Annotated in this window: 30 protein-coding genes; 1 reads left to right on the top strand and 29 read right to left on the bottom strand. The window is 47.3% G+C overall.

Translation table 11 applies throughout. The features are described 5' to 3' along the window. Positions 1-33: 33 nt before the first annotated feature. The 19 genes from trpA to mtrB form a co-directional block, all read right to left on the bottom strand. A complete protein-coding gene (trpA, locus tag C0638_RS18500; protein WP_025675664.1) occupies positions 34-840 on the bottom strand; it encodes a tryptophan synthase subunit alpha in 807 nt (268 codons plus the stop codon). Then, a complete protein-coding gene (trpB, locus tag C0638_RS18495; RefSeq protein WP_058711583.1) occupies positions 837-2,033 on the bottom strand; it encodes a tryptophan synthase subunit beta in 1,197 nt (398 codons plus the stop codon). The genes trpA and trpB overlap by 4 nt, the downstream gene beginning before the upstream one ends. Then, positions 2,030-2,716, bottom strand: coding sequence for a phosphoribosylanthranilate isomerase (locus C0638_RS18490; RefSeq protein ID WP_013371666.1), 687 nt, complete (start codon positions 2,714-2,716; stop codon positions 2,030-2,032). Before C0638_RS18490 ends, trpB begins: the two co-directional genes overlap by 4 nt. Continuing rightward, entirely contained in the window at positions 2,713-3,507 is a 795-nt protein-coding gene (gene trpC, locus C0638_RS18485; RefSeq protein ID WP_013371667.1) for an indole-3-glycerol phosphate synthase TrpC, read from the bottom strand. Before trpC ends, C0638_RS18490 begins: the two co-directional genes overlap by 4 nt. Continuing rightward, positions 3,497-4,543: an anthranilate phosphoribosyltransferase gene (gene trpD / locus C0638_RS18480; protein ID WP_058711585.1), complete on the bottom strand. Its 1,047-nt coding sequence runs from the start codon at positions 4,541-4,543 to the stop codon at positions 3,497-3,499. The genes trpC and trpD overlap by 11 nt, the downstream gene beginning before the upstream one ends. A gap of 34 nt (positions 4,544-4,577) precedes the next feature. Then, complete coding sequence (gene trpE, locus C0638_RS18475) at positions 4,578-6,128, bottom strand: anthranilate synthase component I (protein ID WP_013371669.1); 1,551 nt, start codon at positions 6,126-6,128, stop codon at positions 4,578-4,580. Between the two features lie 384 nt (positions 6,129-6,512). Next, positions 6,513-6,887, bottom strand: a complete 375-nt coding sequence (gene aroH, locus C0638_RS18470) for a chorismate mutase (RefSeq protein WP_013371670.1) — start codon at positions 6,885-6,887, stop codon at positions 6,513-6,515. Between the two features lie 2 nt (positions 6,888-6,889). After that, positions 6,890-7,984: a 3-dehydroquinate synthase gene (aroB, locus tag C0638_RS18465; RefSeq protein ID WP_013371671.1), complete on the bottom strand. Its 1,095-nt coding sequence runs from the start codon at positions 7,982-7,984 to the stop codon at positions 6,890-6,892. Between the two features lies 1 nt (position 7,985). Beyond that, positions 7,986-9,155, bottom strand: a complete 1,170-nt coding sequence (gene aroC / locus C0638_RS18460; RefSeq protein WP_102163683.1) for a chorismate synthase — start codon at positions 9,153-9,155, stop codon at positions 7,986-7,988. Between the two features lie 232 nt (positions 9,156-9,387). Beyond that, a complete protein-coding gene (locus tag C0638_RS18455; protein WP_013371673.1) occupies positions 9,388-10,188 on the bottom strand; it encodes a CheR family methyltransferase in 801 nt (266 codons plus the stop codon). A 30-nt stretch (positions 10,189-10,218) separates the two neighbouring features. Next, on the bottom strand, positions 10,219-10,662 hold the full coding sequence (gene ndk / locus C0638_RS18450; RefSeq protein ID WP_013371674.1) for a nucleoside-diphosphate kinase: 444 nt from the start codon (positions 10,660-10,662) through the stop codon (positions 10,219-10,221). A 110-nt stretch (positions 10,663-10,772) separates the two neighbouring features. Continuing rightward, complete coding sequence (locus C0638_RS18445; RefSeq protein ID WP_025675655.1) at positions 10,773-11,747, bottom strand: polyprenyl synthetase family protein; 975 nt, start codon at positions 11,745-11,747, stop codon at positions 10,773-10,775. Beyond that, positions 11,744-12,610 (bottom strand): menaquinone biosynthetic enzyme MqnA/MqnD family protein, encoded by an 867-nt coding sequence (locus C0638_RS18440; RefSeq protein ID WP_025675654.1) that lies wholly within the window; start codon positions 12,608-12,610, stop codon positions 11,744-11,746. Before C0638_RS18440 ends, C0638_RS18445 begins: the two co-directional genes overlap by 4 nt. Continuing rightward, on the bottom strand, positions 12,567-13,226 hold the full coding sequence (locus tag C0638_RS18435; protein WP_013371677.1) for a UbiX family flavin prenyltransferase: 660 nt from the start codon (positions 13,224-13,226) through the stop codon (positions 12,567-12,569). Before C0638_RS18435 ends, C0638_RS18440 begins: the two co-directional genes overlap by 44 nt. After that, entirely contained in the window at positions 13,226-14,098 is an 873-nt protein-coding gene (locus C0638_RS18430) for a UbiA-like polyprenyltransferase (RefSeq protein WP_058711587.1), read from the bottom strand. The genes C0638_RS18435 and C0638_RS18430 overlap by 1 nt, the downstream gene beginning before the upstream one ends. After that, a complete protein-coding gene (locus tag C0638_RS18425) occupies positions 14,091-14,819 on the bottom strand; it encodes a demethylmenaquinone methyltransferase (RefSeq protein ID WP_013371679.1) in 729 nt (242 codons plus the stop codon). The genes C0638_RS18430 and C0638_RS18425 overlap by 8 nt, the downstream gene beginning before the upstream one ends. Before the next feature lie 9 nt (positions 14,820-14,828). Then, entirely contained in the window at positions 14,829-15,698 is an 870-nt protein-coding gene (locus tag C0638_RS18420) for a heptaprenyl diphosphate synthase component 1 (RefSeq protein ID WP_013371680.1), read from the bottom strand. 117 nt (positions 15,699-15,815) lie between these two features. Continuing rightward, positions 15,816-16,367, bottom strand: coding sequence for a hypothetical protein (locus C0638_RS18415; RefSeq protein ID WP_040103480.1), 552 nt, complete (start codon positions 16,365-16,367; stop codon positions 15,816-15,818). Positions 16,368-16,465: 98 nt separating this feature from the next. Continuing rightward, a complete protein-coding gene (gene mtrB, locus C0638_RS18410; RefSeq protein ID WP_013371682.1) occupies positions 16,466-16,696 on the bottom strand; it encodes a trp RNA-binding attenuation protein MtrB in 231 nt (76 codons plus the stop codon). Between the two features lie 156 nt (positions 16,697-16,852). Here mtrB and C0638_RS25410 point away from each other — a divergent pair, with 156 nt between their 5' ends. After that, positions 16,853-17,026 (top strand): hypothetical protein, encoded by a 174-nt coding sequence (locus C0638_RS25410; RefSeq protein ID WP_013371683.1) that lies wholly within the window; start codon positions 16,853-16,855, stop codon positions 17,024-17,026. 71 nt (positions 17,027-17,097) lie between these two features. Here C0638_RS25410 and C0638_RS18400 read toward each other — a convergent pair whose 3' ends face one another. From C0638_RS18400 to plsY, 10 genes are all read right to left on the bottom strand, one after another. Then, positions 17,098-17,370, bottom strand: a complete 273-nt coding sequence (locus C0638_RS18400; protein WP_014599981.1) for an HU family DNA-binding protein — start codon at positions 17,368-17,370, stop codon at positions 17,098-17,100. Between the two features lie 248 nt (positions 17,371-17,618). Continuing rightward, positions 17,619-18,605, bottom strand: coding sequence for an ABC transporter permease (locus C0638_RS18395; protein WP_058711589.1), 987 nt, complete (start codon positions 18,603-18,605; stop codon positions 17,619-17,621). Then, entirely contained in the window at positions 18,602-20,119 is a 1,518-nt protein-coding gene (locus tag C0638_RS18390; protein WP_058711590.1) for a sugar ABC transporter ATP-binding protein, read from the bottom strand. Before C0638_RS18390 ends, C0638_RS18395 begins: the two co-directional genes overlap by 4 nt. A gap of 71 nt (positions 20,120-20,190) precedes the next feature. Beyond that, positions 20,191-21,306, bottom strand: coding sequence for a sugar ABC transporter substrate-binding protein (locus C0638_RS18385; RefSeq protein WP_025675650.1), 1,116 nt, complete (start codon positions 21,304-21,306; stop codon positions 20,191-20,193). 215 nt (positions 21,307-21,521) lie between these two features. Next, positions 21,522-23,000: a stage IV sporulation protein A gene (spoIVA, locus tag C0638_RS18380; protein ID WP_013371689.1), complete on the bottom strand. Its 1,479-nt coding sequence runs from the start codon at positions 22,998-23,000 to the stop codon at positions 21,522-21,524. Positions 23,001-23,423: 423 nt separating this feature from the next. Then, positions 23,424-23,774, bottom strand: coding sequence for a 2Fe-2S iron-sulfur cluster-binding protein (locus C0638_RS18375; protein ID WP_013371691.1), 351 nt, complete (start codon positions 23,772-23,774; stop codon positions 23,424-23,426). Between the two features lie 42 nt (positions 23,775-23,816). Beyond that, positions 23,817-24,467: a hypothetical protein gene (locus C0638_RS18370; protein ID WP_025675648.1), complete on the bottom strand. Its 651-nt coding sequence runs from the start codon at positions 24,465-24,467 to the stop codon at positions 23,817-23,819. A gap of 176 nt (positions 24,468-24,643) precedes the next feature. Then, positions 24,644-24,919: a stage VI sporulation protein F gene (locus C0638_RS18365; protein ID WP_013371695.1), complete on the bottom strand. Its 276-nt coding sequence runs from the start codon at positions 24,917-24,919 to the stop codon at positions 24,644-24,646. A 166-nt stretch (positions 24,920-25,085) separates the two neighbouring features. Beyond that, the gene (locus C0638_RS18360) at positions 25,086-26,126 is read right to left on the bottom strand and encodes an NAD(P)H-dependent glycerol-3-phosphate dehydrogenase (RefSeq protein WP_013371696.1); all 1,041 of its coding nucleotides are present in this window, start codon (positions 26,124-26,126) and stop codon (positions 25,086-25,088) included. After that, positions 26,119-26,727 (bottom strand): glycerol-3-phosphate 1-O-acyltransferase PlsY, encoded by a 609-nt coding sequence (gene plsY, locus C0638_RS18355; RefSeq protein WP_013371697.1) that lies wholly within the window; start codon positions 26,725-26,727, stop codon positions 26,119-26,121. The genes C0638_RS18360 and plsY overlap by 8 nt, the downstream gene beginning before the upstream one ends. Between the last annotated feature and the right edge of the window lies 1 nt (position 26,728).

Genomic DNA, 26,728 nt, shown 5'->3' with positions numbered 1-26,728 from the left:
CAGAACTATATTTAAAATTTTATTTTGACCCTATTACTGCTTTAATTGTGCCACAAAATCACGAATTTGCAAAAGCCCTTCTTCTCTGCGTGCAGAATCCTCCAGCAATGGAATGGCTTCCTCCACCTGGCGCACAATGGCACTGCCAACCACAACTCCATCGCAAATGTCTGAAAACCGGACAACCTGCTCACGATTTGAAATACCAAAGCCTATCGCCACCGGAACACTGGTATGCCGTTTGACCTGCGCGATAAAGCCCTCTATACCTTCAAAAAAAGAAGCTCTTTCTCCGGTTACACCCAGCGAAGATACACAGTATACAAATCCACGGGCCTGACGGGCAATTCGTTCGATACGCTGTTCAGACGTTGGGGCTACCAGCGGGATCAGATGCACACCCACCTCAGCTGCACGTCCTCCCAGCTCTTCTGCTTCTTCAAGTGGAAGATCCGGAATAATAAGACCACTGATACCGTGCTCCTGCAAGCCAGCAAAGAAAGAATCCATTCCCATCTGCAATACAGGATTATAATATGTGAACAGAATAAAAGGCAGGTTTGAACCTGCCGCTCTAGCCAGAGACGCGGTCTCCATACAGGTGCGGATCGAAATTTGCCGTTTCAATGCACGTTCAGACGCACGCTGAATCACAGGACCGTCAGCCAACGGATCCGAATAAGGTACGCCTAGTTCCAATATATCGGCTCCGGCCGACTCTAACTGCCGAATGATCTCTATCGTAGTATCTACGTCCGGGTCGCCTACCGTCAGAAAAGGAATTAATGCCGTTTTGCCTTCATTTTTAAGGCGTTCAAACGCCTGATCAATTAAATTCATGACGGATTTCCCCCTAAATACTTGATAATGGAGTCCACATCTTTATCCCCGCGCCCAGACAAACAAATAACGATAATATCATCTGCGGTCAACGTAGGTGCCAGCTTGGCGACCTGTGCAACGGCATGCGCCGACTCTAATGCAGGAAGTATTCCTTCGGTACGGCAAAGGAGCTGAAGTGCATCTAGTGCTTCCTGATCGGTAATCGGAACATATTTGGCCCGCTCAATATCTTTTAGGTATGAATGCTCCGGTCCAACACCTGGATAATCCAGTCCAGCCGAGATGGAATGCGCAGGCTGCACTTGTCCGTACTCATCCTGAAGCAGATAACTCATAGAGCCTTGGAAGACCCCTTGTGTTCCCTTGCTCATGGTAGCTGCATGGAATTCCGTCTCGACGCCTTTTCCAGCAGCCTCCACGCCAATCAAAGCGACACCCTGATCCTCTATAAAAGGATAAAACATGCCGATAGCATTGCTTCCACCACCGATCGCTGCCACGACTACATCCGGAAGTCTACCTTCCTTCTCCAAGATCTGACGGCGTGTTTCATCGCCTATCACACGTTGAAAGTCCCGCACCATCATCGGATACGGATGTGGGCCGACAGCCGAACCCAAAATATAGAACGTATCATGGACGTGGCTCACCCAATAACGCAAAGCTTCATTCCCGGCATCCTTCAGTGTACGCGTACCGGATGTCACCGGAATCACTTCTGCACCCAAAAGCTGCATCCGAAATACATTCAACTTCTGGCGAACTGTATCCTCTTCCCCCATAAACACCTTGCATTCCAATCCGAGCAATGCAGCCACAGTAGCCGTCGCAACACCATGCTGTCCAGCACCTGTTTCGGCAATAACCTTCTGCTTACCCATACGCTTCGCCAGCAATCCCTGGGCCAATGCATTATTAATTTTATGGGCGCCAGTATGGTTTAAATCTTCGCGCTTCAAGTAAATTTTAGCCCCGCCCAGATGTTGACTCAGTCGCTCCGCATGATAAAGCGGCGTTTCCCGACCCGAATAGTCTTTTAGAAGTCCATTCAACTCTGCTTTAAATTCAGGATCATCCGCATACTTTCGGTAGGATTCCTCCAATTCAATCAGTGCGTTCATCAACGTTTCCGGTACATAACGTCCGCCAAAAGTTCCAAAACGTCCGTTGTTATCAGGTAATTGTGTCATGCCTGCTTCACCCTTTCTACGAATGCTGTGATTTTTGCAATGTCCTTGACTCCGTTCGTCTCTACACCGCTGGACACATCCAGCCCTTCGGGATGATACTCGTTAATCAGCTTTTCTGCGTTATCGGCAGTCAGTCCCCCGGCTACAAACAAAGGAATTCCATGTTGATGAGTCCAAGCCTGATAGGCAGGAATCCGATCCCACGCAAACGTTTTTCCAGAACCGCCACCATACAGGGGATCGTATGTATCCAGCAGTAAAGCATCGATCGTTCCGACATAAGCCTCCAATTCGTCCGCTCGGTGTTCGATCTTCCCCTTCACGGTCTGCCCTTGGCTATCCACAGACCAGGCCTTGAATACTTGTATGCCAAAACGTTCCTTAAGCTCCCGACAACGCTGCGGACTCTCCTGTCCATGCAGCTGGATGACATCCAATGGTGCTTTCTCCATCACATCGTTTAACAGTGCGTCACTAGGGTTCACAAATACGCCCACGCTACGAGGTCTGCTGCCTGGAGTCCATTCATCCAATACGCGAAGCAACTCTCCAGCATGTGCGCCGTCAATCCGGCGCTTGCTGTCAGCAAACACAAAACCTATATAATCGACCGGTAAGTTTACCATAGATTTTAGCACTTCAACGCTTTGAAGTCCACAAATTTTTACGCCCGTTTTGTTCATGCTCTAACCCCGTCCATCAATTCGGCTACAGCCTGTCCTACATCTTCCTTACGCATCAAATGCTCCCCTACCAGAATGCCGTGCGCACCTACCGAATGCAGATACTTCACATCTTCCGGTCCTGCAATGCCGCTTTCGCTGATGAATGTAACCCCTTTAGGGATCAGTGAGATCAGCTCCTCTGTCGTCTGGAGACGGGTCTCAAATGTCCGAAGATTACGATTGTTCACACCAATTAAGGTTGCTGTCCCCAGGTCCAGCACTGTTTTAAGTTCCTCACTGTCATGCACCTCTACCAATGCATCCAGACCAAGATCCTTGGCGATTTGTAAGAATGACCCTAATACATGGGGTTCCAAGATAGCCGCAATCAACAGTACCGCATCTGCTCCTAACAGACGAGCTTCATATATTTGCCGTTCATCAATGATAAAATCTTTTCGCAGCAGCGGAATTTTCACCTGATCGCGAATTTGCTGTAAATATTCAGGACTTCCCTGAAAATACGTCACATCTGTCAGTACAGAAATGCAATCGGCTCCTGCCCCCTCATATGCACGTGCGATATCCACCGGATAAAAATCAGGTCGAATCAACCCTTTTGACGGGGAAGCCTTCTTCACTTCAGCAATCAGCCCGAGCGGACGGTTGCGTCCGCTGGCGAGCGCATTTTCGAATCCTCTCGTCACAGGTAAATCCGCAATTAAGCGTTCGGCTTTATTAATTTGAAAATGCTGCTTCAGCTGCTCCACTTCTTGTCGCTTCGTCACCACGATTTTATCAAGATACATATTGATATTCCCCCGTTGCCTGTATTAATTGATCCAGCTTGGAAAGTGCCAGTCTGGAGTCAATGGCTTCTGCTGCTCGCGCTACTCCGTCTGTCAAGCTAGCTGCTGCGCCTGAGACATAAATACATGCTCCTGCGTTCGCTAGCACAACATCACGATAGGCTCCATGCTCTCCGTTCAAAATTCGTCGTATGATATCTGCGTTAACCTGTGCATCGCCGCCTAACACCTGATCTAGAGAATGTGTCTGCAAGCCCAGATCGGACGGATGAAGCTCGAACGTGTGAACCTTGCCGTCCTTGAGCTCGGATACTCGCGTCGTAGCCGAGATACTAATTTCATCTAGTCCATCCAAACTGCTGACAACCATGGCTCGTTTGGAGCCGAGCTTGTTCAATACCTCGGCAATCACTTCCGTTTTGCTGGCATCATAAATGCCCAACAGCTGTCGATCCGCACCAGCCGGATTCGTCAATGGACCGAGCATATTGAATACTGTCCGCACACCTAGCTCGCGACGCGGCGCTGCGGCATGCTTCATAGACGGATGATACAGCTGTGCGAATAAAAAGCAAATGCCAATGCGGTCCAGACACGCTCGCGCCTGATCACTTGTCAAATGAATGTTGACTCCGAGTGCCTCCAGGACATCAGCGCTTCCGGCACGGCCACTTGCAGAACGGTTGCCATGCTTTGCTACCCGCACGGAAACCGAAGCCGCGATAATAGCAGATATCGTGGAAATATTAAACTTGTGAATACCCGAACCCCCGGTGCCGCATGTATCCAGTAGACGACTGTTCCCTTCTCCAGCTTGCACTGGACTAGCGTAATTGCGCATTGCTTCGGCAAAACCGGTGATTTCATCTACCGTCTCTCCCTTGAGGCGAAGAGCCGTCAGGAGCCCGCCGATTTGCGCCTGTGTAGCACTCCCACTCATAATCTGTTCCATCACGCTACGGGCCTCCGTACGTGAAAGATGCTGTCCCTCAATGATCCGGCTTAACCCTACTTGCATCATGTCATGTCGTTCCATTGTCGTCTCCTCCTCAGAATCAGATTTTTGTGTGTTACGGAGTGTACAAATAATCTTGGTTGATGACGCTGTTGTAAGGCTGTGTCGTTGCTGGGAACATCGCTTCCGCCGTGCGGATTGCTTTCAGCAGTGCCTTTGCTTTGTTCACTGTCTCCTGATACTCGCTTTCCGGTACCGAGTCCCACACAATCCCAGCCCCTGCCTGGACATAGGCCCGGTTCTTTTTAAACACAATTGTGCGAATCGTAATGCAAGCATCCATATTGCCTGAGAAGCCCAAATATCCAATTGCTCCTGCATAGGTTCCGCGTGCTTCCCGTTCCAGCTCGGCAATAATCTCCATGGCCCGTAGCTTTGGAGCTCCTGATACGGTGCCGGCAGGCAGGCAAGACAGGAAAGCATCGAAGAAATCTTTGTCCTCACGCAGCTCACCCGACACATTCGATACAATGTGCATCACGTGGGAATAGCGTTCAATCTCCATGAACGTATCACATTTTACGGTGCCAAACTGGGATACACGGCCCAGATCATTTCTTCCCAAATCGACCAGCATCAGATGCTCTGCACGTTCTTTTTCATCCTTCAACAATTCTTCAGCAAGTGCCGCATCTTCTGTTTCCGTTACACCACGCGGTCTCGTTCCTGCAATCGGCCGGGTCTCTACGCGGCCGTTTTCCACCTTGACGAGTGCCTCCGGCGAAGTGCCTACGATGATCTCGTCATCCATTTTCAAATAATACATATATGGCGACGGGTTCATCGTGCGCAGCACGCGGTATACCTGTAGTGGAGAGGCCTCTGTATCAATGTGAAAACGCTGGGACAGTACAACCTGAAAAATATCACCTGAGCGGATATACTCCTTTGCCTGCTCCACGTTTGATATAAACTGTTCCTTCGTCACATTGGATTGAATCTCACCCAGTTCCACATCATCAGGAATGGAAGCTGATCCTAATCGCTCCGGTGGGGACTGCTTGCGCAGATACTGCGCCGTGTTCTCCAACTTGCGTTCCACATCTGCATAAGCAGCACGTATGTCCTCCTCGCGGAACCCTTCACCTATATGAACATTGCCAACCAGCAAAATTTGCTGTTTCACATGATCAAAGACAATGACTTGATCACAGAACATAAAACGAATATCATCCATATTCAAATCATCTACCGAATGCTCCGGCAGCTTTTCGTAATATTGAAGAAGGTCATATCCAAAAAATCCGATAGCCCCGCCTGTAAACGGAGGCATTTCTTTCAGTTTCGGACTACGGTATTTACGAAGCAATGCTTTGAGCGCTTCAATCGGCTTGTCGCTTAATATTTGCCGTTTACCGTGCTGTTCCAGAATCAATCGACCTTTTTTACCTGAGACCATTAGAAACGGGTCTGTTCCGATGAAGGAATGTCGCGCCCACTGCTCGCCTCCCTCTACACTCTCCAGCAGAAAGGCACGGTCCCGCTCAGCATACCGACGGAATATCCGAATCGGCGTCTCCATATCAGCCAGCACTTTTTTGTACACAGGAATCAGGTTAAATTCATTCGCCATCGCTATCACTTGCTCCACATGCGGCGTTAACATGAGATCACTTCCTTTCCAAATTGGCGCAGAACCAATGGAGAGAATAAAAAAGCCTCTACCCGTAAGGTAGAGGCTGTCAGTTATTGAAATTATAAGAATGCTCCATATGTAAAATGATTACAGCAAATAGACAAAAGCATATACTCATCCCTTTGCATAACCACGCAGGTTACCTCAAATAAGCTTCTCTTTAGAAGAAGGTCTCTTCATGGACAAAAGCTTACCCGCTACCGCCGGTCTCTGTAATCTCATATGGAATTGGCTAAGGCTACACTCTTCTCATCTCAACTCTGCTCTGGCTAACTCTACTCTACTCAACTCTGCTACACACACTATATCTCATAGAATGTTACTTTGGCAACCATCAACTTTAAAAACAGGCGCTTATTTCCCTTGGGAAGCCAGATCCGGTCTTAACATCTGTGCTCCGTTCAAATATACATGTTTCATTTCACGCTGAGATTTATCAGTATTCACCTGTACCATTAAACGGATGCACTTGGGCAAGCTGCCAGCCACAGGAATTTCTAATGCACACATGAGTGGAACCATATCCCAGCCGTCAAGCTGACGGATGGCCATGGCTGGAAAGGCAGCATCCAGGTCATGGGTCACCGTTATCCATACATTACTAATATCGTCTGGCTGAATTTCATTGTAGGATACAATTTCCTCCAGCAGTTGGCTTGTTGCTTCCAAAATTTCGTTTGCTTCATTATTTGCAACGGTCGTCGCGCCACGAATACCACGATTGTACATCGTTACGCCTCCTCTTTTAACTGTTCAATGACTTCCCGGATGTAAGAGACGGAAATATCCTTCACAACCTCCACACGCCCAATACTGCGTGGGACAACGAAAGTAATGCTGCCTTCCTTGAACTTTTTGTCATGCATCATCGCTTCAAGCAGTCGATCTGTATCGAGATGTGATGGAAGAGAAGTCGGTAAGCGCAGCGAAGACAACATCTCCTTCGTTTCGTTTACCAAAGAAGGATCTGCCCCTAGCTTCACACCCAGAAGTGCGGAGCCGACCATACCAATAGAAATGGCTTCCCCGTGTAAAAACTCACCATATCCCGCAATCGCTTCAATCGCATGACCAATCGTATGACCTAAGTTTAGAATAGCGCGCAAATCGTTTTCTCGTTCATCGCGCGATACGACTTCAGCTTTAATGGAACATCCCTTTTCCAGTCCATACTCCAGTGTCGCCGCATCCAGTGCGAGCAAATCCGTCGCATGCTCACGGCACCACTGAGCGAAATCGGCATCCCAGATCAAGCCATGCTTGATCATTTCAGCTAGTCCCGCAGATACCTCGCGAGGAGGTAATGTTGACAACGTATCTACGTCATACAGTACGAGTTCCGGTTGGTGGAAGGCTCCTATCATATTTTTTGCCAAAGGATGATTGATGCCGACCTTACCGCCCACGCTGCTGTCATGAGCAAGGATTGTAGTTGGAACCTGTACGAACTTGATGCCTCTCATAAAAGATGCCGCCACAAATCCAGCCAAATCACCCACCACACCACCACCAAGAGCGATAACGGCTGAATTCCGATCCAGGCCGCCCTCAATGGCTGCTGTTATAACCTGCTCAAATACAGCAAGCGACTTGGATGTTTCACCTGGTTTAACGACAAATGATACCGTTTTGTATCCCGACTCCTGAAGATTGCTCTCCAATGCTGCCAGGTAAAATCCCGCTACATTTTCGTCTGAAACAATCAATAATGGGCTTTTTTGTGCAATTCCTCGTTCCTTCAACGACTCTCCGGCCTGATGCAACAATCCACGTCCGATATGAATAGGATAAGAACGTTCGCCAAGCTGTACCGTCAGCGTACTCATCTTAGTACTGCTCCAATTGTTGTTCATAGGATGCAATATTCGCGCGGATTTCTTCAATTGAATCCCCGCCGAATTTCTCTAGCAAACCTTTGGCTATTTCCCAAGCTACCACATGCTCCATGACTACGCTTGCCGCTGGTACCGCACATGCATCCGAACGCTCAACCTGTGCAGTGAACACTTCCTTCGTATCAATGTCGACGCTTTGCAGCGGCTTATAGAGTGTAGGGATTGGCTTCATTACGCCACGAACCACCACGGGCATTCCGTTGGTCATGCCACCCTCAAAACCACCCAAACGATTCGTACGACGGTGATACCCACGTTCCTCATCATACAGAATCTCATCATGCACCTGTGAACCGCGTAATTCTCCTGCTTCAAACCCGATGCCGATTTCAACACCTTTAAATGCATTGATCGACATGACTCCTTGTGCGATACGCGCATCCAGCTTCCGATCATACTGTACATGACTACCTAGACCAATCGGAACACCTTCCACGATACATTCCACTACCCCACCGACGGAGTCACCTTCTTGCTTGATCAGGTCAATATATGCTTCCATTTTCTTCTCCGTTTCCGGATCGGTTACTCTCACCGAAGAAGCTTCTGTTACAGCAATCAGTTCATCAATCGGCAAATCGTGATAAGGAGCTTCGATTTCACCAATACGGATGACCTGACCTGCCACCTTGATTCCGAACTCAGCCAACAATTGACGAGCCAAACCGCCACATGCCACACGAATTGCTGTTTCACGTGCACTGGAGCGTTCCAACACGTTACGAAGATCCTTCAGGTTGTATTTCATTCCGCCATTCAAATCCGCATGGCCCGGACGTGGCCGATGAACCCGACGCTTCTCTTCATCACTGCCTTCAATAGGCTCAATATTCATAATATTCTGCCAGTGCTTCCAATCGTTATTTTCCACAACTAGCGCAATTGGTGCACCTGTGGTATATCCGTGACGTACGCCACCGGCAATCTTCGCCGTATCTTTTTCAATCTGCATACGCCGCCCCCGTCCATATCCTTTCTGACGACGGTGCAACTGAAAATTCAATTCCTCAAAATCCAATTTTAAATTACTCGGCATACCCTCTACAATGGCAGTTAGCTGGGGACCATGCGTTTCCCCCGCGGTTAAATAACGTAAACTCATGACGCGTTCCCCCTTTAAACTGTTAAACTGTGCATCGCTAAAATCTTTAACTGTGCTTCATTATAGTATACGCACCTTTCTTTGACAAGAAAAGCCACGTGTGAGGCAGATAAACAAAAAAACACGTCCCTCAGCTAGAAGAGCTAAAGGACGTGCGCTGTTGATAAGCCAGCCATCCATTACTTAAGGATACAAATAAGTTCCTACGAAACGATGGATGATATGTACAGACTTATGCTTTTTTGCGATAAAAAAAGGTTTCAGTCGATTCCAGCCCGTATTGGTTAGGAGAAAAGATTTGCTCGGTACTGCCGACAAATAGAACACCGCCGGGACGAAGGCTGGCAGCAAACTTTTGATATAACGCATGTTTGGCCTCTTCTGTAAAATAAATCATAACATTTCGACAGATAATGAGATCATACCCATCCTCAAATCGATCCAGCAGCAAGTTTTGCTTTTGAAATTTCACAGCCTGTTTTAAACGGTCATCAATCCGATACATGGCACCATCTGGTTTAAAATATTTGCTAGCTACCTGCTCAGGCACATCCTTGAGCGAACGCTCCAAATATTTACCTTCCTTGGCTTTAGCCAATGCGCCATCATCAATATCGGAAGCTGTAATGGAGCAATTCCCCAAAATTCCTTTACCGTCGAGAACCATAGCTAGGCTATAGGGCTCTTCACCAGTCGAGCAGGCCGCACTCCACAGCTTAAGCTTCTGCTTTCCCACAAGCAACTGTGGCAAAATGATGTCCCGTAGCACTTCCCAACGATTGGGATTTCGCCAAAACTCGGAAACATTGATCGTCATACGATCCAGAAATTCATAGAATAGAGGTTTTTCCTTCATCATGGCATCATAAAAAGAAACAAAACTGGGAAACCCGTTTTTGTTGCGAAGCGTCGTTAACCGCCTTTTCATCTGTGCTTCTTTGTATTGTGCAAGATCAATACCTGTGCTGTCCTTGATTTTGCGGATAAACGCTGTGTAATCGGGGTCCGTCTGACCCAGTTCCAGATCTGTCATGCTACCATCCTTCTTCATACGTAATTAAACTTACACCCAGGTCGCTACCGTTTTTTCATACCGAACTAATTCTTCCGGTGTGAAAAAATTTGCAATCTCGCGCTCTGCGCTCTCCGGTGAATCTGATCCATGAATGAGGTTAAACGGTGTATGTGCAGCAAAGTCTCCACGAATGGTGCCCGGAAGAGCTTCGGTTACTTGTGTTTTACCAATCAGCAAGCGGGAAAGCGTAACAATGTTATCCCCTTCCCAAACCATGGCAAATACAGGACCTGATGTGATAAAGCCTACAAGCTCTTCAAAAAAAGGCTTGCCCACATGCTCCGCATAATGCCGTTCTGCTTGTTCTCTAGATACCTGCACAAGCTTGCCAGCCGCCATTTTGAAGCCCTTGTCTTCCAAACGACTGACAATACGTCCAATCAGTCCGCGTTGTACACCATCCGGTTTAACCATCAAAAACGTACGATCCATCGGCTCACTCCCAATCCTATCTAATGTATTTATACAGTACTAATCTGTATTGTAACAGAAAGATTGGAAACGGTTAAAGTATTTTGTCACAGCAAACCTAAAATACAACTTTAGTAGGAGCGGCGTGTTACAAAATGAGCAATATCGCGCAGCGTCTTTTTTGTTTTGACATCTGGTAGTAAGTCCAGCGCGTTCAGCGCTTTATTAATATATCGGTCGGCGAGAATTTCAGCTTTAGTGATTCCTTCACTTTTTTTGATCATATCCACCGCTTTACGGGCGTCTCCCTGCCCGTCCCCATCCTGAATCCGCCGGATTTCAGCCAGCAGATCGTCCCGCAGTTCGGGTTGTTCAAGCGCATAAATGACCGGAAGCGTAATATTGCCCTGTCTCATATCGCTGCCTGGCGGCTTGCCGATCTTTTTTTCTGTTCCACACAGATCAAGCAAATCATCCTGAATTTGAAAAGCCATACCTACGTTATAGCCATAGGTGTACAACAGAGAGTTGACTCTTTCCCGTGCTCCTGCAGCCATAGCTCCCAATTGGCAACTAACTGCAATCAACAATGCCGTTTTGCGCCGTATGCGCAACAAATAATTGCGCACACTCTGATCCACATTAAAAAAATCACGTATTTGTTCCATTTCACCAATTGACATCTGTACCAACGCCTTAGACAGCACCCGGTGAATATCGGGATTCGGCAGTCCAGCAGCAATAGATAGTGCGCGTGCATATATGTAGTCTCCGGTGTACATAGCCACCCGATTGTCCCATTTGGACTTCACGGTGGGTTGGCCGCGTCTCATTTCCGCATCATCAATCACGTCGTCGTGAACGAGAGAGGCAGAATGAATCAGTTCCAGAGGTACCGCTATGCGCTTGAGCTTGTCCAAATCATATTCTCCAAACTTGCCTCCCAGCAATACAAACACGGGACGCAAACGCTTGCCCCCTGCTTTAAGCAGATGAAGCGACGTATCATTAATCAACGGCTCCCTACTGTCAATGCTGCGGTACAGCTCTTCTTCTATGAAGTTCATATCCTTTTTTAATAAACCGAACAAATCCAATCGTTTCATTCTTTCACCCGTGTCAGCGTATTGTCACTCCAGAGAAGCGGCTTCACTCGTCGGTCAAGCAGCCCCAGTTCATATGCATACTGAAAATAAAGCTCTAAACCTTGTTGTTGCTTCTCTCCAAAATCATAACACAGATTCGTAAAGTAGCGCTCCCAATAATCTTCCGAACCTCCAATTTCCTTGCAAGCTTCAGAAATAACAGGTACCAGGTCAGACAGACTACGCTGCTTGCTTATGCGGAACGCACTCGCAATTTCAGCCACCGTAGCGGGATTCTGAGCAGCAACAGCACGTCGAACTGCCCATACAGCAAATGTCATGCTGTAGCCCGTCCAGCGTTTCCACTCTTCCCCAAGGTCGGTTACATACAGGCCTTCACTTCGCCAGGACGCCTTGATCGCGTGATCTCCAATCAGCAGCCCCGCATCTGCCTGTTCCAGCATCAAATCAAGATCTGGTTCACAGTCAAAGTAAGTAGGCTGGCCTTCCCATGCCTTTTGCATCAAAATTTTCAACAAGTTCACCGATGTTGCTGAAGTATTCGTCAGTGCAATGGTGCCGTTAATGATTTCATTTAGCGGCTTGCGTGAAAATAGTAAAATGGATTGGACTGGACCGTCTGCACTAACGGATAAATCCGGCAACAACAGCATTTCCTCAGCACCTGATGCATACGCAAAGGAGGACATCGCACTCATATCCAAACTCCCATTCAGCATGCCTCGATTCAATTCAGCCGGAACTTTGGAAACCATCTCCGCCGAATGGAGAAGCTCTGAAGGATTAAAGTAATGAAAAATAGGCCAAGCGTTTGTATATTTAATTTTTCCGATTGTGATTGTCTTGGTGTCCGGTATCGGCATCGGAATCCCCCCATCTCGTAAACAGTTGATGTTCTATACGCAAGCTGTCTAATACTTTGCCTACGAGGAACAATACAATATCATCCAGCGTCTTTGGATGAAAATAAAAAGCTGGCATGGCCGGAATCATTTTGACGCCGAGTCTCGCAAGCTTAAGCATATTTTCCAGATGAATAGCATGCAATGGTGTCTCACGAGGCACAAGGATCAGCGGACGACCCTCCTTCATCATCACATCTGCTGCACGTGCCATGAGATTATCAGACGAACCGTGCGCTACCGCTGACAACGTCCCCATCGAGCATGGCATGATAATCATGGCATCGACCAAATAAGAGCCGCTTGCAATAGAAGCTCCAATATCTGTAAAGGGATGGTATACAAGAGAACCGGGACGGTCTCCGAATTGTTCATTCAAAGCTCCTTCCCGGTCAGTCACATTCCAGCCCAGCTCCTCTTTCAATACCCGCCAGCCAGCATTAGAAACAATCAGGTGAACTGTATACTGCAAGTCCAGCAGTGTCTCTACCAGTCGTACACCATAAATGCTTCCGCTCGCACCTGTAATCCCAATAACGATTCGTTTGCCTTGATGGTTGCTCACCTGATTATTCATTAGTATAAACGCACCACCAAATCAATCAGTGTAAAAGCAAATACGACAATGCTAAGTACACCGTTCATCGTAAAGAATGCCGTCTGCAAGCGACTTAGATCTTTTGGAGAAACGATATAGTGCTCATAAAATAAAATAATGTATGAAATAATCATGCCCGCCAGATACCACCAGCTCAAATCTGCAATAAAGAACAGCACAATAAATCCGATCGCCGTAATGACATGGAACACCCGGGCGATGTTCAGAGCACCTGCTACACCAAAACGGGCAGGAATAGAATAAACCCCTTCACTCTGGTCAAAATCAATATCTTGACAAGCATAAATAACATCAAATCCAGCTGTCCAAAATGCAATCGTGAGATAAAGTACGACAGCAGTCAAATCCATTTGTCCTGTTACTGCAACCCATGCGCCTAATGGTGCCAAACCAATGGTCAAACCGAGTACAATATGGCACAGCCAAGTAAAACGCTTGGTGTAAGAGTAAAAAACAAGCATAAAAAAGGCCAGCGGGAACAGCTTGAACGCCAGCGGACTTAACTTGAATGAGGCCCAGAATAACAACAACAAGCTAACGATGATGAAAATTACCACTTCGCTCGATTTGAGCAGCCCTGCCGGGATGGCGCGTCCTGCTGTACGCGGATTTTTCCCGTCAATTACACGGTCAATCATACGATTAAAGCCGAAGGCTGCGCTACGAGCGCCAACCATAGCCAACAAAATCCAACCGATCTGCGGCCATGAGGGAAGGTTGTCCGTCACGACAACTGACCCCAATACAGCCCCCATAAATGCAAATGGGAGCGCAAATAAGGTATGTTCAATTTTAATCATTTCCAAAAAAATAGCAATTTTCTTAAACATGCAGACTCTCCTTGATTCCAATATGCAATGCCGCAATGCCTCCGGTGAGAGAATGAGCCTGAACATCCTTTAATCCGACTTCACGAAAGATGTCAGCCAGTTCATCCCTTCCTGGAAAAAGCGCCAACGAATCAGGGAGCCATTTGTACTGCTCATAACGTTTGGCGAACAATTTGCCGAGCATGGGCAAGATGTGTTGAAAATATGCGTAGTAAATTCCCTTGAACGGCTGCCAAGTAGGTTTAGACAACTCCAGACATACGACCTGCCCACCAGGCTTAACGACTCGTTGCATTTCCTGCAACACGCGGCGCAGATCAGGCACGTTGCGAAGACCGAAACCAATCGTCGCATAATCAAATGAATTGTCTTCAAAAGGTAGATCCATCGCGTTGCCTTGAACAAGCTTGATTTGCTTTTCACGGGATTCTGATGTAATCTTTCGCTCGCCAACATTTAGCATGTTCTGGCTAAAATCCAGTCCTACGATGTGACCACTTTCACTTGCACGCGCCATCGCAAGCGTCCAGTCACATGTCCCACAACAAAGATCGATTGCCGTATCGCCGCGATGCATGTCCATCTTTTTCATTGTAAATTTCCGCCAAGCCTTATGTCTGCGAAAGCTCAGTATATCGTTCATCAAATCGTATTTACCGGCTATACTTTCAAACACGCCATGAACGAATTGCTCTTTCGGCTTGGTGTCGCTTGATCCCATGACGTTCACCTAACCTTCCCTCACAACCGGGTGCGAACTATGTAGCAGCTTTAGGAAAGGCTCAAGCATGCATTCAAATTCCTCAATCCCCGTGTTTTGTTCATCTGACAGGGTCTGCCGGATGTGTGTAACAGCCGTGCGAAGCTTGTCCAGTATCGCATCCTCGGCTTTGTATTTCAGCACAAGCTTACGCCAAACTTCTGTTTCAGTACCCCCCTCTGAAAGCAACGCCTGCTCATGCTGGTCTCCGTTACCGTAAATATGCCAGAACATATATCCGAAACGGGACTTGTCTGGTTCTGCCCGCTTCTCCCATTCCTCCACCAGCGTATCACAGAGAGCGAATTCGTTAAGAAGCTGCTTCCAGACTTCCTGATCCTGTTCTGCAATAAGTGAAGTCAATGATAAAAAAAGCTCCTGTTTGAAGCAAACCATCTGAGATAAATACTGAGCAGCATCCAAACGAAAATGCTTCATCTCCCAGTACAAGCTCATTTTCCCTGCGTTCACTTCACATACAGCATCACTCAGCTTCGAAATGGCCTCGATTCGGCCTGCCAGTGCAAGTAGCTGATAAAAACGGCTGCTGAAGTAGTCACCGGCTAACACTTTCAGCTGTCTGGAACGCATCTCTTCCGGGCTTCGTATACCGGATAAAGTATCAATCATATCATGCGTATCCAGTCCCATCTGCACAAGTGATGTAACCAAAGCGTACAGTTCATCCTCACTGGCATGCAGCCCTTGCGCATTCCGGTTCAAAAACTCAAACAGCAAACGGGTACGGCTGTCAGGAAAAGCCGGCATTTCCGTATGTTGTTGAATCATGTCGTATTCCACATATTTCCTTGCTAATTGAGGTACGCGATACGGTTTCATCCTAAGCCTCCGAGCCATGACTTTCTGGTATACTCAAATAATTGCAATGCCTTATATTATATCACAATTTAAAATGATTCGCGACTAAAGTACTGTAGGTCCAGCGGTAGAAAACATCTAGTTTGTATATACACCGCTAAACCTGTTTTGCCACATGGGCGTTACTGTAATGCGGAAACGAGATTTCAAATCTTCTGGCAGTTCAGCGCCTTCCCGATTTCTAAGTTGTTCCAGTGCCTCGTTCGTCCACTCGTTCCGGCGTATATCGGATGCTAGCAGCAAATGGCGTTCTCCTGACCATTCGTCCTCTGTCACCACCCGCAACAACAATTGCCGTACATTCGACGTTCCGTAGAAGCTAAAGGCGGCAAGCTCCGCCATGTTTTGATAAATCTCCAGTGGCGTAGTTTCTTCCTTGGACAGCTTAACATCCAGGGTCAGGACTGAATGTTCCCAGCTTACACTTGCAATCGGTGTGGTTAATGGAAGCTCATTCAGTGTATCTACCAGATTGTCATCCGTCAGCAGTACTCGTTGCTGGGGCGAAATTGTCGCCTGTGTTTCACGAACTGCTGCGGTACCCGAGTCCAGCATCTGTAAGGACGGCAGCAATATTGCTGCTGCGGTGGTTATGAGAATGGAACCACCGAGTACAGTCCAAGGTTTCATCAGAGCCTCCCCTGACCCCTACCCCATAATGTGGGTTTGCTACGGTAAAGGTCCTCACTCTCATTGTACAACAAAAAAAAGCAGGCTATGCCTGCATTTTACTCCTCCGTATCTACAACCCCGTGCTTGGTCATCACAACGGCCTTGCCGCGGATTTTGATGGCAGAAGTATGATCCGTAAATTGGACGATCATTACCTCACCCTTGTCCAATTTTTCTGAATGATGCAGGCGTGTATCCTGACCTCTGGTCAGACCAAAAACCTGACATCCGTTGCTTTTTGCTTTAATTACGACGTACTCACTGCTGCCCGTCACGTTATCTTCCATGTTCTTTTCCTCCCTGAGAGCCGAAACTATATTTTTATGATGGAGATTTAAGATTGTTTTGTCAACTACATGCTTTCCACGCTGCCTGCAACAAATAGTGCTTCCTGTGCCATACTATCTGTGCAATCCGATCTATTAACGAAAGGAACGGATCTGATGGAAAACTATCGTCCCGCCAATCTCAGTCCTGCACAGATTGAGCAGCTTCAACGGATGGAACATGAATTTGCCGAGCTGACAGGTGAACCCCTGGTGCTGATCGCTTATGCCTCCCGAAACGGCAGGACAACTTCCTCTTCTTCAGTCCATGGCACCACTACCACAAAGTAAATAGGACAAAAAGAAAGGGCCGTGAATCAAATTCACGGTCCTTTCAGCGCATTGGGAATATGTAAGAAATCTTATTTAATTCCGTCTTTGAGCGCTTTACCCGGTTTGAATGCCGGAATTTTGCTCGCAGGGATTTCGATTTCTTCTCCTGTTTGCGGGTTACGTCCTTTACGTGCGGAACGTTCACGAACCTCAAAGTTCCCGAAACCTACCAGTTGTACCTTGTCTCCGTTTTGCAGTGCACCAGCGATCGCCTCAAATACTGCATCGATTGCTTTGGTTACGTCCTTTTTGGACAATTCAGTGCTCTCAGAAACCTGATTGATCAAATCCGTTTTATTCAACATATTCACCTCCCAATTCAAGTGTAGTCCAGCATTAAGGTTATCGGTGTTCTCCACCGATAATGAAGTCGCCTGTATAAAATAACCCGGGCGGCATACTGCCTTCCATAATGTTATCATCTGTTTCCGTTTCGTCGTTAAATATACATATAATATACCTAACCACCGCCATATAGGCCGAAACTGGCGTTTTATGGCACCCTTCTTGCGTGGAACAAGGTTTATAGTAATACAGTCGACAGACAATTTCAAGTACGACGACGGTTCAGCACGTAAAAAGTAACAGCCAGCGCAAGCACCAGTACTACTCCTTTGACAATGTCATGGGCAAAATATTGCACATTCATCATGGTCAGTCCATTAACCAATACGCCGATCAACACCGCACCAATAAATGTACCAATAACATTGGGTTTACCCGCTCCAAACACTGAAAAGCCGACGAATACTGCAGCTACCGCCTCCATGAGCAAGGGAGAGCCAGCGTCAATTTGACCCGAGCCTACACGCGAAGCATACAAAATACCAGCAATTGCTGCAAATACGCCTGAAGCAATATAGGCCAGTGTACGGACTTTTTTTACCCGTATACCCGACAGACGAGCAGCCTCCTCATTCCCGCCAGTTACATACATTTGACGCCCGTGCTTCGTATAGGTCAAGAAAACATGCACCGCTGCCACAGCTAGCAACAGTAAAATAACAGAAATCGGGATACCCAACCATTTACCTTGACCTAGTAAAAGAAATGCTGAAGATATCTCGCCTGGGGCCTTGCTGCCATCCGGAAACTGCATATGATTGTAGATGGTATAGCCCTGTGCGTACGTTTGATGAACCCCGCTTACAATATACATAATGGCTAGAGTTGCGAGCAAATCGGGGATACGCAGTTTAATAATCAAAAGTGAATTTAATAGTCCAACCAAAGCTCCAACAACCAGAGCCACAATAATGACCACTGCAACAGGCTGTTCATACCAGACCATCAACGAAGCTGAGACGACTGTCGTCAAAGATACCGTTGCACCAACCGACAGGTCAAAACCGTCCACGATAAGTGACAATGTCACACCAATGGCTACAAAAGTTACAATCGCAATTGAGCCAAGAATATCCATTAAATTATCATACGTCCAAAAATAAGGTAAGGTGGCTGAGAAAAACGCCAACACACCTATAATGACCACTACAGCACCGTAACGAAACGAGACATTTAACCATTTTTCCTTCATGAATGCACCTCTTCACCACCGCTGGCGTACAACAGAAGCTGTTCCTGTTCGACTTCGCCTCGCGCAAATTCCCTTATTATTTTCCCGTCATACATGACTGCTATCCGATCACCAATGCCAATACCTTCTGCAAATTCACAGGTTAGATAAATGATTGCTTTTCCTTGTGCTGCCAATTCTCCAATGATACGGAAAATATCGCTTTTTGCCCCTATATCTACACCCTTGGTTGGTTCGTCAAAAACAAAGACATCCGCTCCAGAATGAAGCCATTTTCCTATCGCAACCTTTTGTTGATTCCCACCGCTCAAATACTTAACATGCTGGCGCAGTGAAGGCGTCTTAATACCAAGAGAGGCGGCAACCTCATTACCGTTATTACGTTCTTTATGCCGACTAATGAAACCAAGAACACTCAGCTTGCCCAAGAGCGGAAGGCTAAGGTTTCGTTCCACGCTTTCCTCAATCAAGACCCCCTGCTTACGCCGCTCCTCGGGTATGGACACAATTCCTTGAGCTACCGCGTCCGCTGGCTCACGCAAACGAATGCAGCGACCCTTGAAGGTCAGTTCCCCCACATCTGGCTTGTCTGCCCCTGTAAGAAGTCGTGACAGCTCCGTCTTGCCCGCACCGACCAAACCCACAATAGACAGAATTTCGCCGCGTCTGACCTGCAAATCAACACCGTGAACCCGCAATCCCTTTCGGAGCCCTCTTGCTTCCAATACTGTTTCACCAATAAGCACCTCTGTTTTCGGAAATTCCTCATCAAATGTTTTCCCAAGCATATACGTGGCAATGTCGCCTACATTTAAATCAGAAGCAGGTCCCGAGAACACGCGCTCACCATCACGCATTACCGTAACACGGTCACTGTGCTCGATGACCTCCGGCAATCGGTGGGTGATAAGAATACATGCTACTCCCTCATCCTTGAGGGTATGAATGGTACGGAACAAACGTCGCGTTTCTTCCTCGCTCAGCGGTGCCGTTGGCTCATCAAAAATGATAGTACTCGCTTGCTGTGTCAAAATCCGTGCGATAAGTACAAGCTGCTTTTCTGCCAGCGTCAATTCAGACACGTATCGTCGTACATCTATATCAACCTCCAGACGCGCTAATGCCTCACGTGCTCGTCTGCGCATGGACGCTGGTGCAACCCACCACCGACCATCAAGTGCAGACAAATCGTCCATTACAATGTTTTCAGCGACGGTTAACTGAGGCACAAGTGCTGAATCGACTTCTTGATACACACAGTGAATTCCGGCTCTTTTGGCTTCCCACGGTGAACTAATAATCAGTTCCTTGCCATCCACAACGATCGCTCCCTGATCGTAACGATACGCACCGGACAAGATTTTCATTAATGTGCTTTTCCCTGCCCCGTTGGCACCGAGCAGAGCGTGAATTTCGCCACCCTGAACCGCAAAATCCACAGCTCGCAGCGCATCTACACCAGCAAACCGTTTGCTGATGTTCTTCATCTCCAATGTATATACTGGTGAACTCATGGTGCCCCCTCACTCCCGCTTATGATAAAAGCGCGCCGAAGCGCGCCATTGCATTTGCGTTATGAATCAATTTATTTGGACGTTTCATATTCCTTCATCCAATCCTTGTAACCCTGCTCACTCTTGCCCCATCCTTTCACATATTGAGACAACTCGGATGTGGAAATTTGCTTATCTGGCAACTCTTCGCGCTGCACATATACTGCCTTCAGCACAACTTTCTCCTCAGGGTTATCCCCATGCAACTTTTGGTATGCATAGCGCACTTGTACACGTCCAATATCTGTTGGATCTACGGCTGCTGAAGCCACCCACGGGTTTTTCGGGTCCTGAATCATTTGCAAATCTTCATCACTCATATCAATCCCGTAAACTTTAATTTCCGTACGCCCAGCTTGTTGTATCGCCCGAGCTGCACCTTTGGCAAATTCATCCCAAGCCGCCCAAACTGCCGTAATTTCGCCCTTAGGATATTGCTTTAGCACAGCTTCCATTTTGGCTTGCGTATCCAAAGCAGGATTCTGAGCCGAACCAAAAGTTGCAATCTCTTTAATATCTGGATTGGATTTCAAAAATGCATCATAAGCAACCTGACGGCGCTCCATTGGCGCAAACCCTGCAACCCATACCTTCACAATATTTCCTTTGCCACCGATGTCCTTTTTCATTTGCTCCAGCGTCAGTTCCGCCATGCTTTGATCATCCTGTGAAAGCACTACCGCGCCCGGAACATTGACCGCAGCATCGAACACGATAACCGGAATATTGCGGGAAATTGCTTTTTTAAGTCCTGGCTCCAGCAATGCGTCACCGTGATCAGTCAAAATGACATCAAATTGCTGGTTAATCGCACTATCTAGCAAGGAAGCCATTTTTGCCTTATCGTTATTTGCAACAAACTTGGTCAGCGTACCGCCAAATTTCTTAACCTCATCTTCCACACCTTGAACATACTGCTGCGAAAACGTACCTGTGTTAAACTCCATGATCAAAGCAACCCGTTTACCCTTTAGATTCGAACTATCTGTTTTTCCGTCCCCTGTATTCGTTCCTGCAGTGCTTGTCCCTTGAGCGCCGCTCTCTGTTTTAGGCGCGCCACATGCTGTGACCAGCAGAATCAGCACCAGTAGCATAATGGCTCCCAGCCCTAGCTTCTTGTTTTTTTGGAGCCCTTTTTGGATATACATGATCTGTTTCCCCCTCGTTCCATCCACTAATATGTTTCAAATTTGATACTTAATATATCGCGTTAAACCAAGTATGTAAATAGGTTTTATTAAATATAGAAAAATTCGCGATCTCTCATGGCAAAAAACTACAAATCCCATAAAAAAATACCGCAAAGAGCAGTCAGCAGCCCTCTACGGTATTTCACTTACACATTTTTGGTTATGGATTAGCCTTAAAGAATTATAGCAATAAGACCACCAGAACCTTCATTGATAATGCGACCCAGCGTTTCCTGCAGCTTATAGCGTGCATTGTCTGGCATCATGGCAATCTTGCCTTGAATACCTTCACGAACAATGGAATGTAGCGAACGTCCGAAAATGTCTGATTCCCAAATTTTGATTGGATCATTCTCAAAATCCTGCATCAGGTAACGCACGAGTTCCTCACTCTGCTTCTCTGTTCCGATAATCGGAGCAAATTCCGATTCCACATCGACACGGATCATATGAATGGAAGGGGCTGTCGCTTTAAGCCTCACTCCAAATCTTGTACCCTGTCGAATCAACTGCGGTTCGTCCAGTGCCATCTCAGCCAGTGACGGAGCAGCAATACCATATCCTGTTGTCTTGACCATTTCCAGAGCCTCGGCAAAACGGTCATATTCCCGTTTAGCGTGGGCAAAATCCTGCATCATCTGCAGCAAATGATCCTTGCCGCGAATCTCTACCCCGACGACTTCAACCAAAATCTGGTCATACAGTTCATCAGGCGCATACAAATCAATTTCCGCGACGCCCTGCCCCATATTCATTCCGCTTAATCCGGCCCTGTCGATGAACTCATACTCCATAAACTGGCCAACCACCCGATCTACATCACGCAGGCGCCGAATATCTTTAACCGTATCACGAACGGAATTTTCATAGTTGCTACGCAACCAGTGATTTTCGTTCAATACCATAACCCAGCTCGGCAGGTTCACATTCACCTCATGCACCGGGAATTCATACAATACTTCACGAAGTACACCCGTAACATCATCTTCCGTCATGGTTGCCGCGCTGAGTGTCATGACTGGAATATCGTACTTGGCAGCCAGTTCACTGCGGAGTTGAAGTGTTTCATCACTGCGTGGATGCGTGGAGTTGATAACCAGAACAAATGGCTTGCCAACTTCCTTCAACTCTTCAATGACGCGTTCCTCCGACTCTACATAAGAGCTACGCGGGATTTCAGCAATGGTGCCGTCTGTGGTGACGACCACACCGAGTGTCGAATGTTCTTGAATAACCTTACGTGTACCAATTTCTGCCGCTTCCTGAAAAGGAATGGGTTCTTCAAACCATGGTGTAGAGATCATTCTTGGACCATTTTCATCCTCGTAGCCTTTTGCACCTTCTACTGCGTATCCTACACAGTCAACCAGACGTACATTCACGTCCAGTCCTTCCGTTACTTTGATCTGGACGGCATTATTCGGTACGAATTTAGGTTCCGTCGTCATGATCGTCTTCCCTGCCGCACTTTGCGGCAACTCATCTACGGCACGGGCACGGTCCGCCTCACTCGTAATGTTGGGCAGTACAATCGTTTCCATAAACCGCTTGATAAACGTTGATTTTCCTGTTCGGACTGCGCCGACGACCCCAAGATAGATGTCTCCTCCGGTGCGTTCGGCAATGTCTTTAAAAATGTCCACTTTCTCCAATGAAATCCCCTCCTCAAAAGTCTCCGAAGGAAAAATGCTTAAAGAGCATCCGCTTCGTGTTCAACCAACTGCTTGATCCCAGATGCGGCAGAACAGCCTTTAAAATGCCCGGAAGTCGTCCGCCGCCGAGATTCAGGAGACTGATGGAATCGGCGAAACGGCGTAAACTCGTACATGCATTTGGACTGATACCATCATATGTATCCCCTCCGTAAAATATGTTTAGTTTTTTTAAAAATAGATTACGTTACAGTGATCAATGCAGAAAGATATTTTACGTTTGGGTCCACTCACTTAATATATGCACAGCAAGATTTCCCCATGACTTTGTTGCTAGACTTAAATAAAAAAAGGATATTTCTCTGACCGGTTCTAGCCGTCGAGAAATATCCTTTGTTTTTTGTTCTACTGATATAATCGATATTACCACAGTTCGTCATCCAGCCCCTGACGCTCCAGTTGCCGTCTAATAGCTGCCTTGAGCCTATCCTCCGGTATGGTTACCTCCATATCACCCTGAGCACGGGCTTGACAGGATAAACGTATTCCTTCATTCAGTAAAGGCCCCAGCTTACGCTGCTCTGCATCATTAGGGCGACCTGCAAGCTCAGCCCGTTCCGGTGCTATCTCTACCTTACACATCAGACAGGCTGCTTTTCCATCACAACGTGTGGGAATATACACACCTGCTTTACGGGCAGCCTGGAGCAATGACGTACCCCGACTGACCTGTACGCACCTGCCTGACGGCTTGAACGTAATCTGCACATTCATGAACGGTCCTCCATTCACCTTTCCTCTTAATACGCACGCAACTTATATTTCATTACTCATTCGGATGAAGGAGTGAAGTTCTGGCCAAGGGAGAAGCTCTCCAAGCTTGCCCAACTGCTCCTTATTCCAAATGTTACTGACCAATAGCTGTTTTAGTATCCCTATGTGTCGTTGCGGGTCTCGCTTCATGACATTTGCAATCGCTTGATAGCGGTCGGGGCGATTTCGCAACAGATTGAATAGCAACTCGTGGCTGAGAGGCATCAAACGCAATGAGGTATTTTCCAGATCAAGCTGTATCCCAGCCGACCAGAGTAGGCGCTCGACCTCTAAGCGGTATAAAGCTCCATCACATAAAACCTCAAATCCTCCCACCAATTCGACTGGAAATCCCTTCAGTTCATAGTGGCTTAACAATGAAACGTAAGATCCGCTACGATCAACCTGCTGTTGGTCTATACTCACGCCCGGCGAGTGCGCGTGTAACAGCTTTGCTGCATGAATATCCGCATAAATATCAATGTCCCGAGGCAGACGATCCAATTCAACTTCTTGCACAAGTAGTGCACAGCTCCCCCCCAGCATCCATGGAACCGACACCGCTGACCAGCTCTCAGTCAAGCTACCCAGCGCAACTGCCAGATCATGAGGAAGCCTGTCCACTAACACTGATGATATTGCCTCCTTCAACATCGTTTCCTCCTTTGCTGTCTTTCCTCCCGTTTCCTGATGGGCATCATTATAACATGTTCGACATGGCAGTTCGACATTTTGTGTACTGGAATAGTACTTTCCTGCCTCAAAATATAAAAAAACCGCGAACCTTCCCAGTTCACGGTAAAAAAACGAACCATCGTGCGGCCAGCGTTTTATTTTTTCATCATCATTTTCATTAACGCTTCCATATTGGAAGGATTCATTCCACTCTTTTTGACGGCTCCGACAATATCCCTGACTGTATCTTCCGATACCGGAATGTTAGCCATCGCAGACACCTGTTTTATAAGCTGACGCAACTGTGTTTCACTTTGAAGCGTGTCCGGCTTTACCGTGCCTGCCAGCTTTTTCACTGCATTTTCGGATATGTTTTTGCCGCCTTTTTTGTTAATGGCCTTCAATGCATCTTTCGGAAAGTTTTTACTCACAATCTCCCCTCCTCCGCCATTGCTCAACTCAGTCTATGAGTGACGGAGACAAAAGGTGATTAAGCATACAAAAGACATGCCAAACGCCTAACTAAAAAAGGCTATCTCATCGTAGAAAAATCTACTCATGAGACAACCTTTATACTTTAGAAGCTCCTCTGTACTCTTATGAATGCCATTGCTCCCAAGTTTGAAGCGGCATGACTTCCATCTCGGTTTTCGGATCGCGACCCATTAATGCCTCAACAGCTTTGCGGACGTCACGTCCTTCAAACAACACTCCATACAGCACCTCTGTAATAGGCATTTGAACACCTAATTTTTGTGAGATAGCGTATGCTGCTTTTGTCGTACGAATTCCCTCTACGACCATACCCATAGATTCCAGTACGGCATCAAGCTGTTGGCCCTGTCCCAATAATGACCCTGCACGCCAGTTGCGGCTGTGACGACTCGTTGCCGTCACAACTAAATCACCTATACCCGCAAGTCCGGCAAAGGTTAATGGATTAGCCCCCATCTCAACTCCGGCACGGGTAATCTCAGCCAATCCACGGGTCAACAAAGCCGCTTTAGCATTATCACCGAAGCCAAGTCCATCCGACATTCCCGCACCCAGTGCGATAATGTTTTTTAAAGCACCGGACAGTTCGACACCGAGCAAATCTCGGTTTGTATAGACGCGGAAATAGGAGTTCATGAACAGCCCCTGAGCAGCCTGTGCTGCCTTCTCATTGGAAGAAGCTACAACAACCGTTGTAGGACATTTCTTCACCACTTCCTCCGCATGACTCGGGCCTGATAGCACGGCAATATCGTCCTCCGCGATTTCCAGCTCTTCCGAGATCACCGTGGACATACGCTTGAGTGTCTCTGTTTCAAAGCCCTTAATGGCATGTACTACCAGCATATCCTTGGTGAAATGAGCCTTCAAACTACGTGCAACCTGCCGAGCGGCAGACGAAGGAGATACGATGATCACCGCTTTTGCTCCAGATACCGCAGTCTGCATATCCGTTGTAGCTGAAATGCGATCAGACAAAATAGAGCCTGGTAAATAATGCTCGTTCGTATGCTTCTCATTGATCTCAGCAGCTTGCTGTTCGCTTCTCGTCCAGACAGAGACATCGTTGTTATTGGTCGCAAGTACGGAAGCTAGGGCTGTTCCCCAACTACCTGCTACCAGCACAGCTATTTTCTCAGACAAGACGATCTCCTCCTTTGGAGCCAAGCTTATTCTCATTTCCCCGTGCCAACTTGACTATATTAGTACGGTGTCTCCACACAGCGAACAGGCAAATGATTAGAGCTGTCCAAAATAACGGCCAAGCATAACCAAGTACGAGTAATATCCAAGGGGTCAAAATAACAAAAATTAGCGATCCCAGGGATACATAACGCGTTATTACGATGGCAAGTATCGCAATGATTCCGGCATATAATGCCGGCAGCAAGGCAAGCGATGCCAATACACCAATGGCAGTCGCAATCCCTTTGCCTCCGCGAAAGTGAAAATATACCGGCCAGTTATGGCCCGCAATCGCCGCAATGCCACACAAACCCGGTAACCAGGATGATTCACCACCCAACCAGTGCCCTATCAGCACCGCAATAACCCCTTTAAGTACGTCCAGCAGCAGTACCAGAATAGCTGGGCCTTTTCCAAGCACGCGCAGCGTATTCGTCGCACCGGCATTGCCGCTTCCATGCTGGCGAATGTCGATTCCTTTTAATTTTCCATACAGCAAACTAAAGCTGACAGAGCCAAGCAAGTAACTGAGTACGATGGCAACGATCTGTAAAATCAAC

Source organism: Paenibacillus sp. lzh-N1 (genome assembly GCF_002872435.1).
GTDB lineage: Bacteria > Bacillota > Bacilli > Paenibacillales > Paenibacillaceae > Paenibacillus > Paenibacillus polymyxa_C.
Note: the sequence above shows the minus strand (reverse complement) of the source record. Positions and strands in the feature narration are given on the sequence as shown.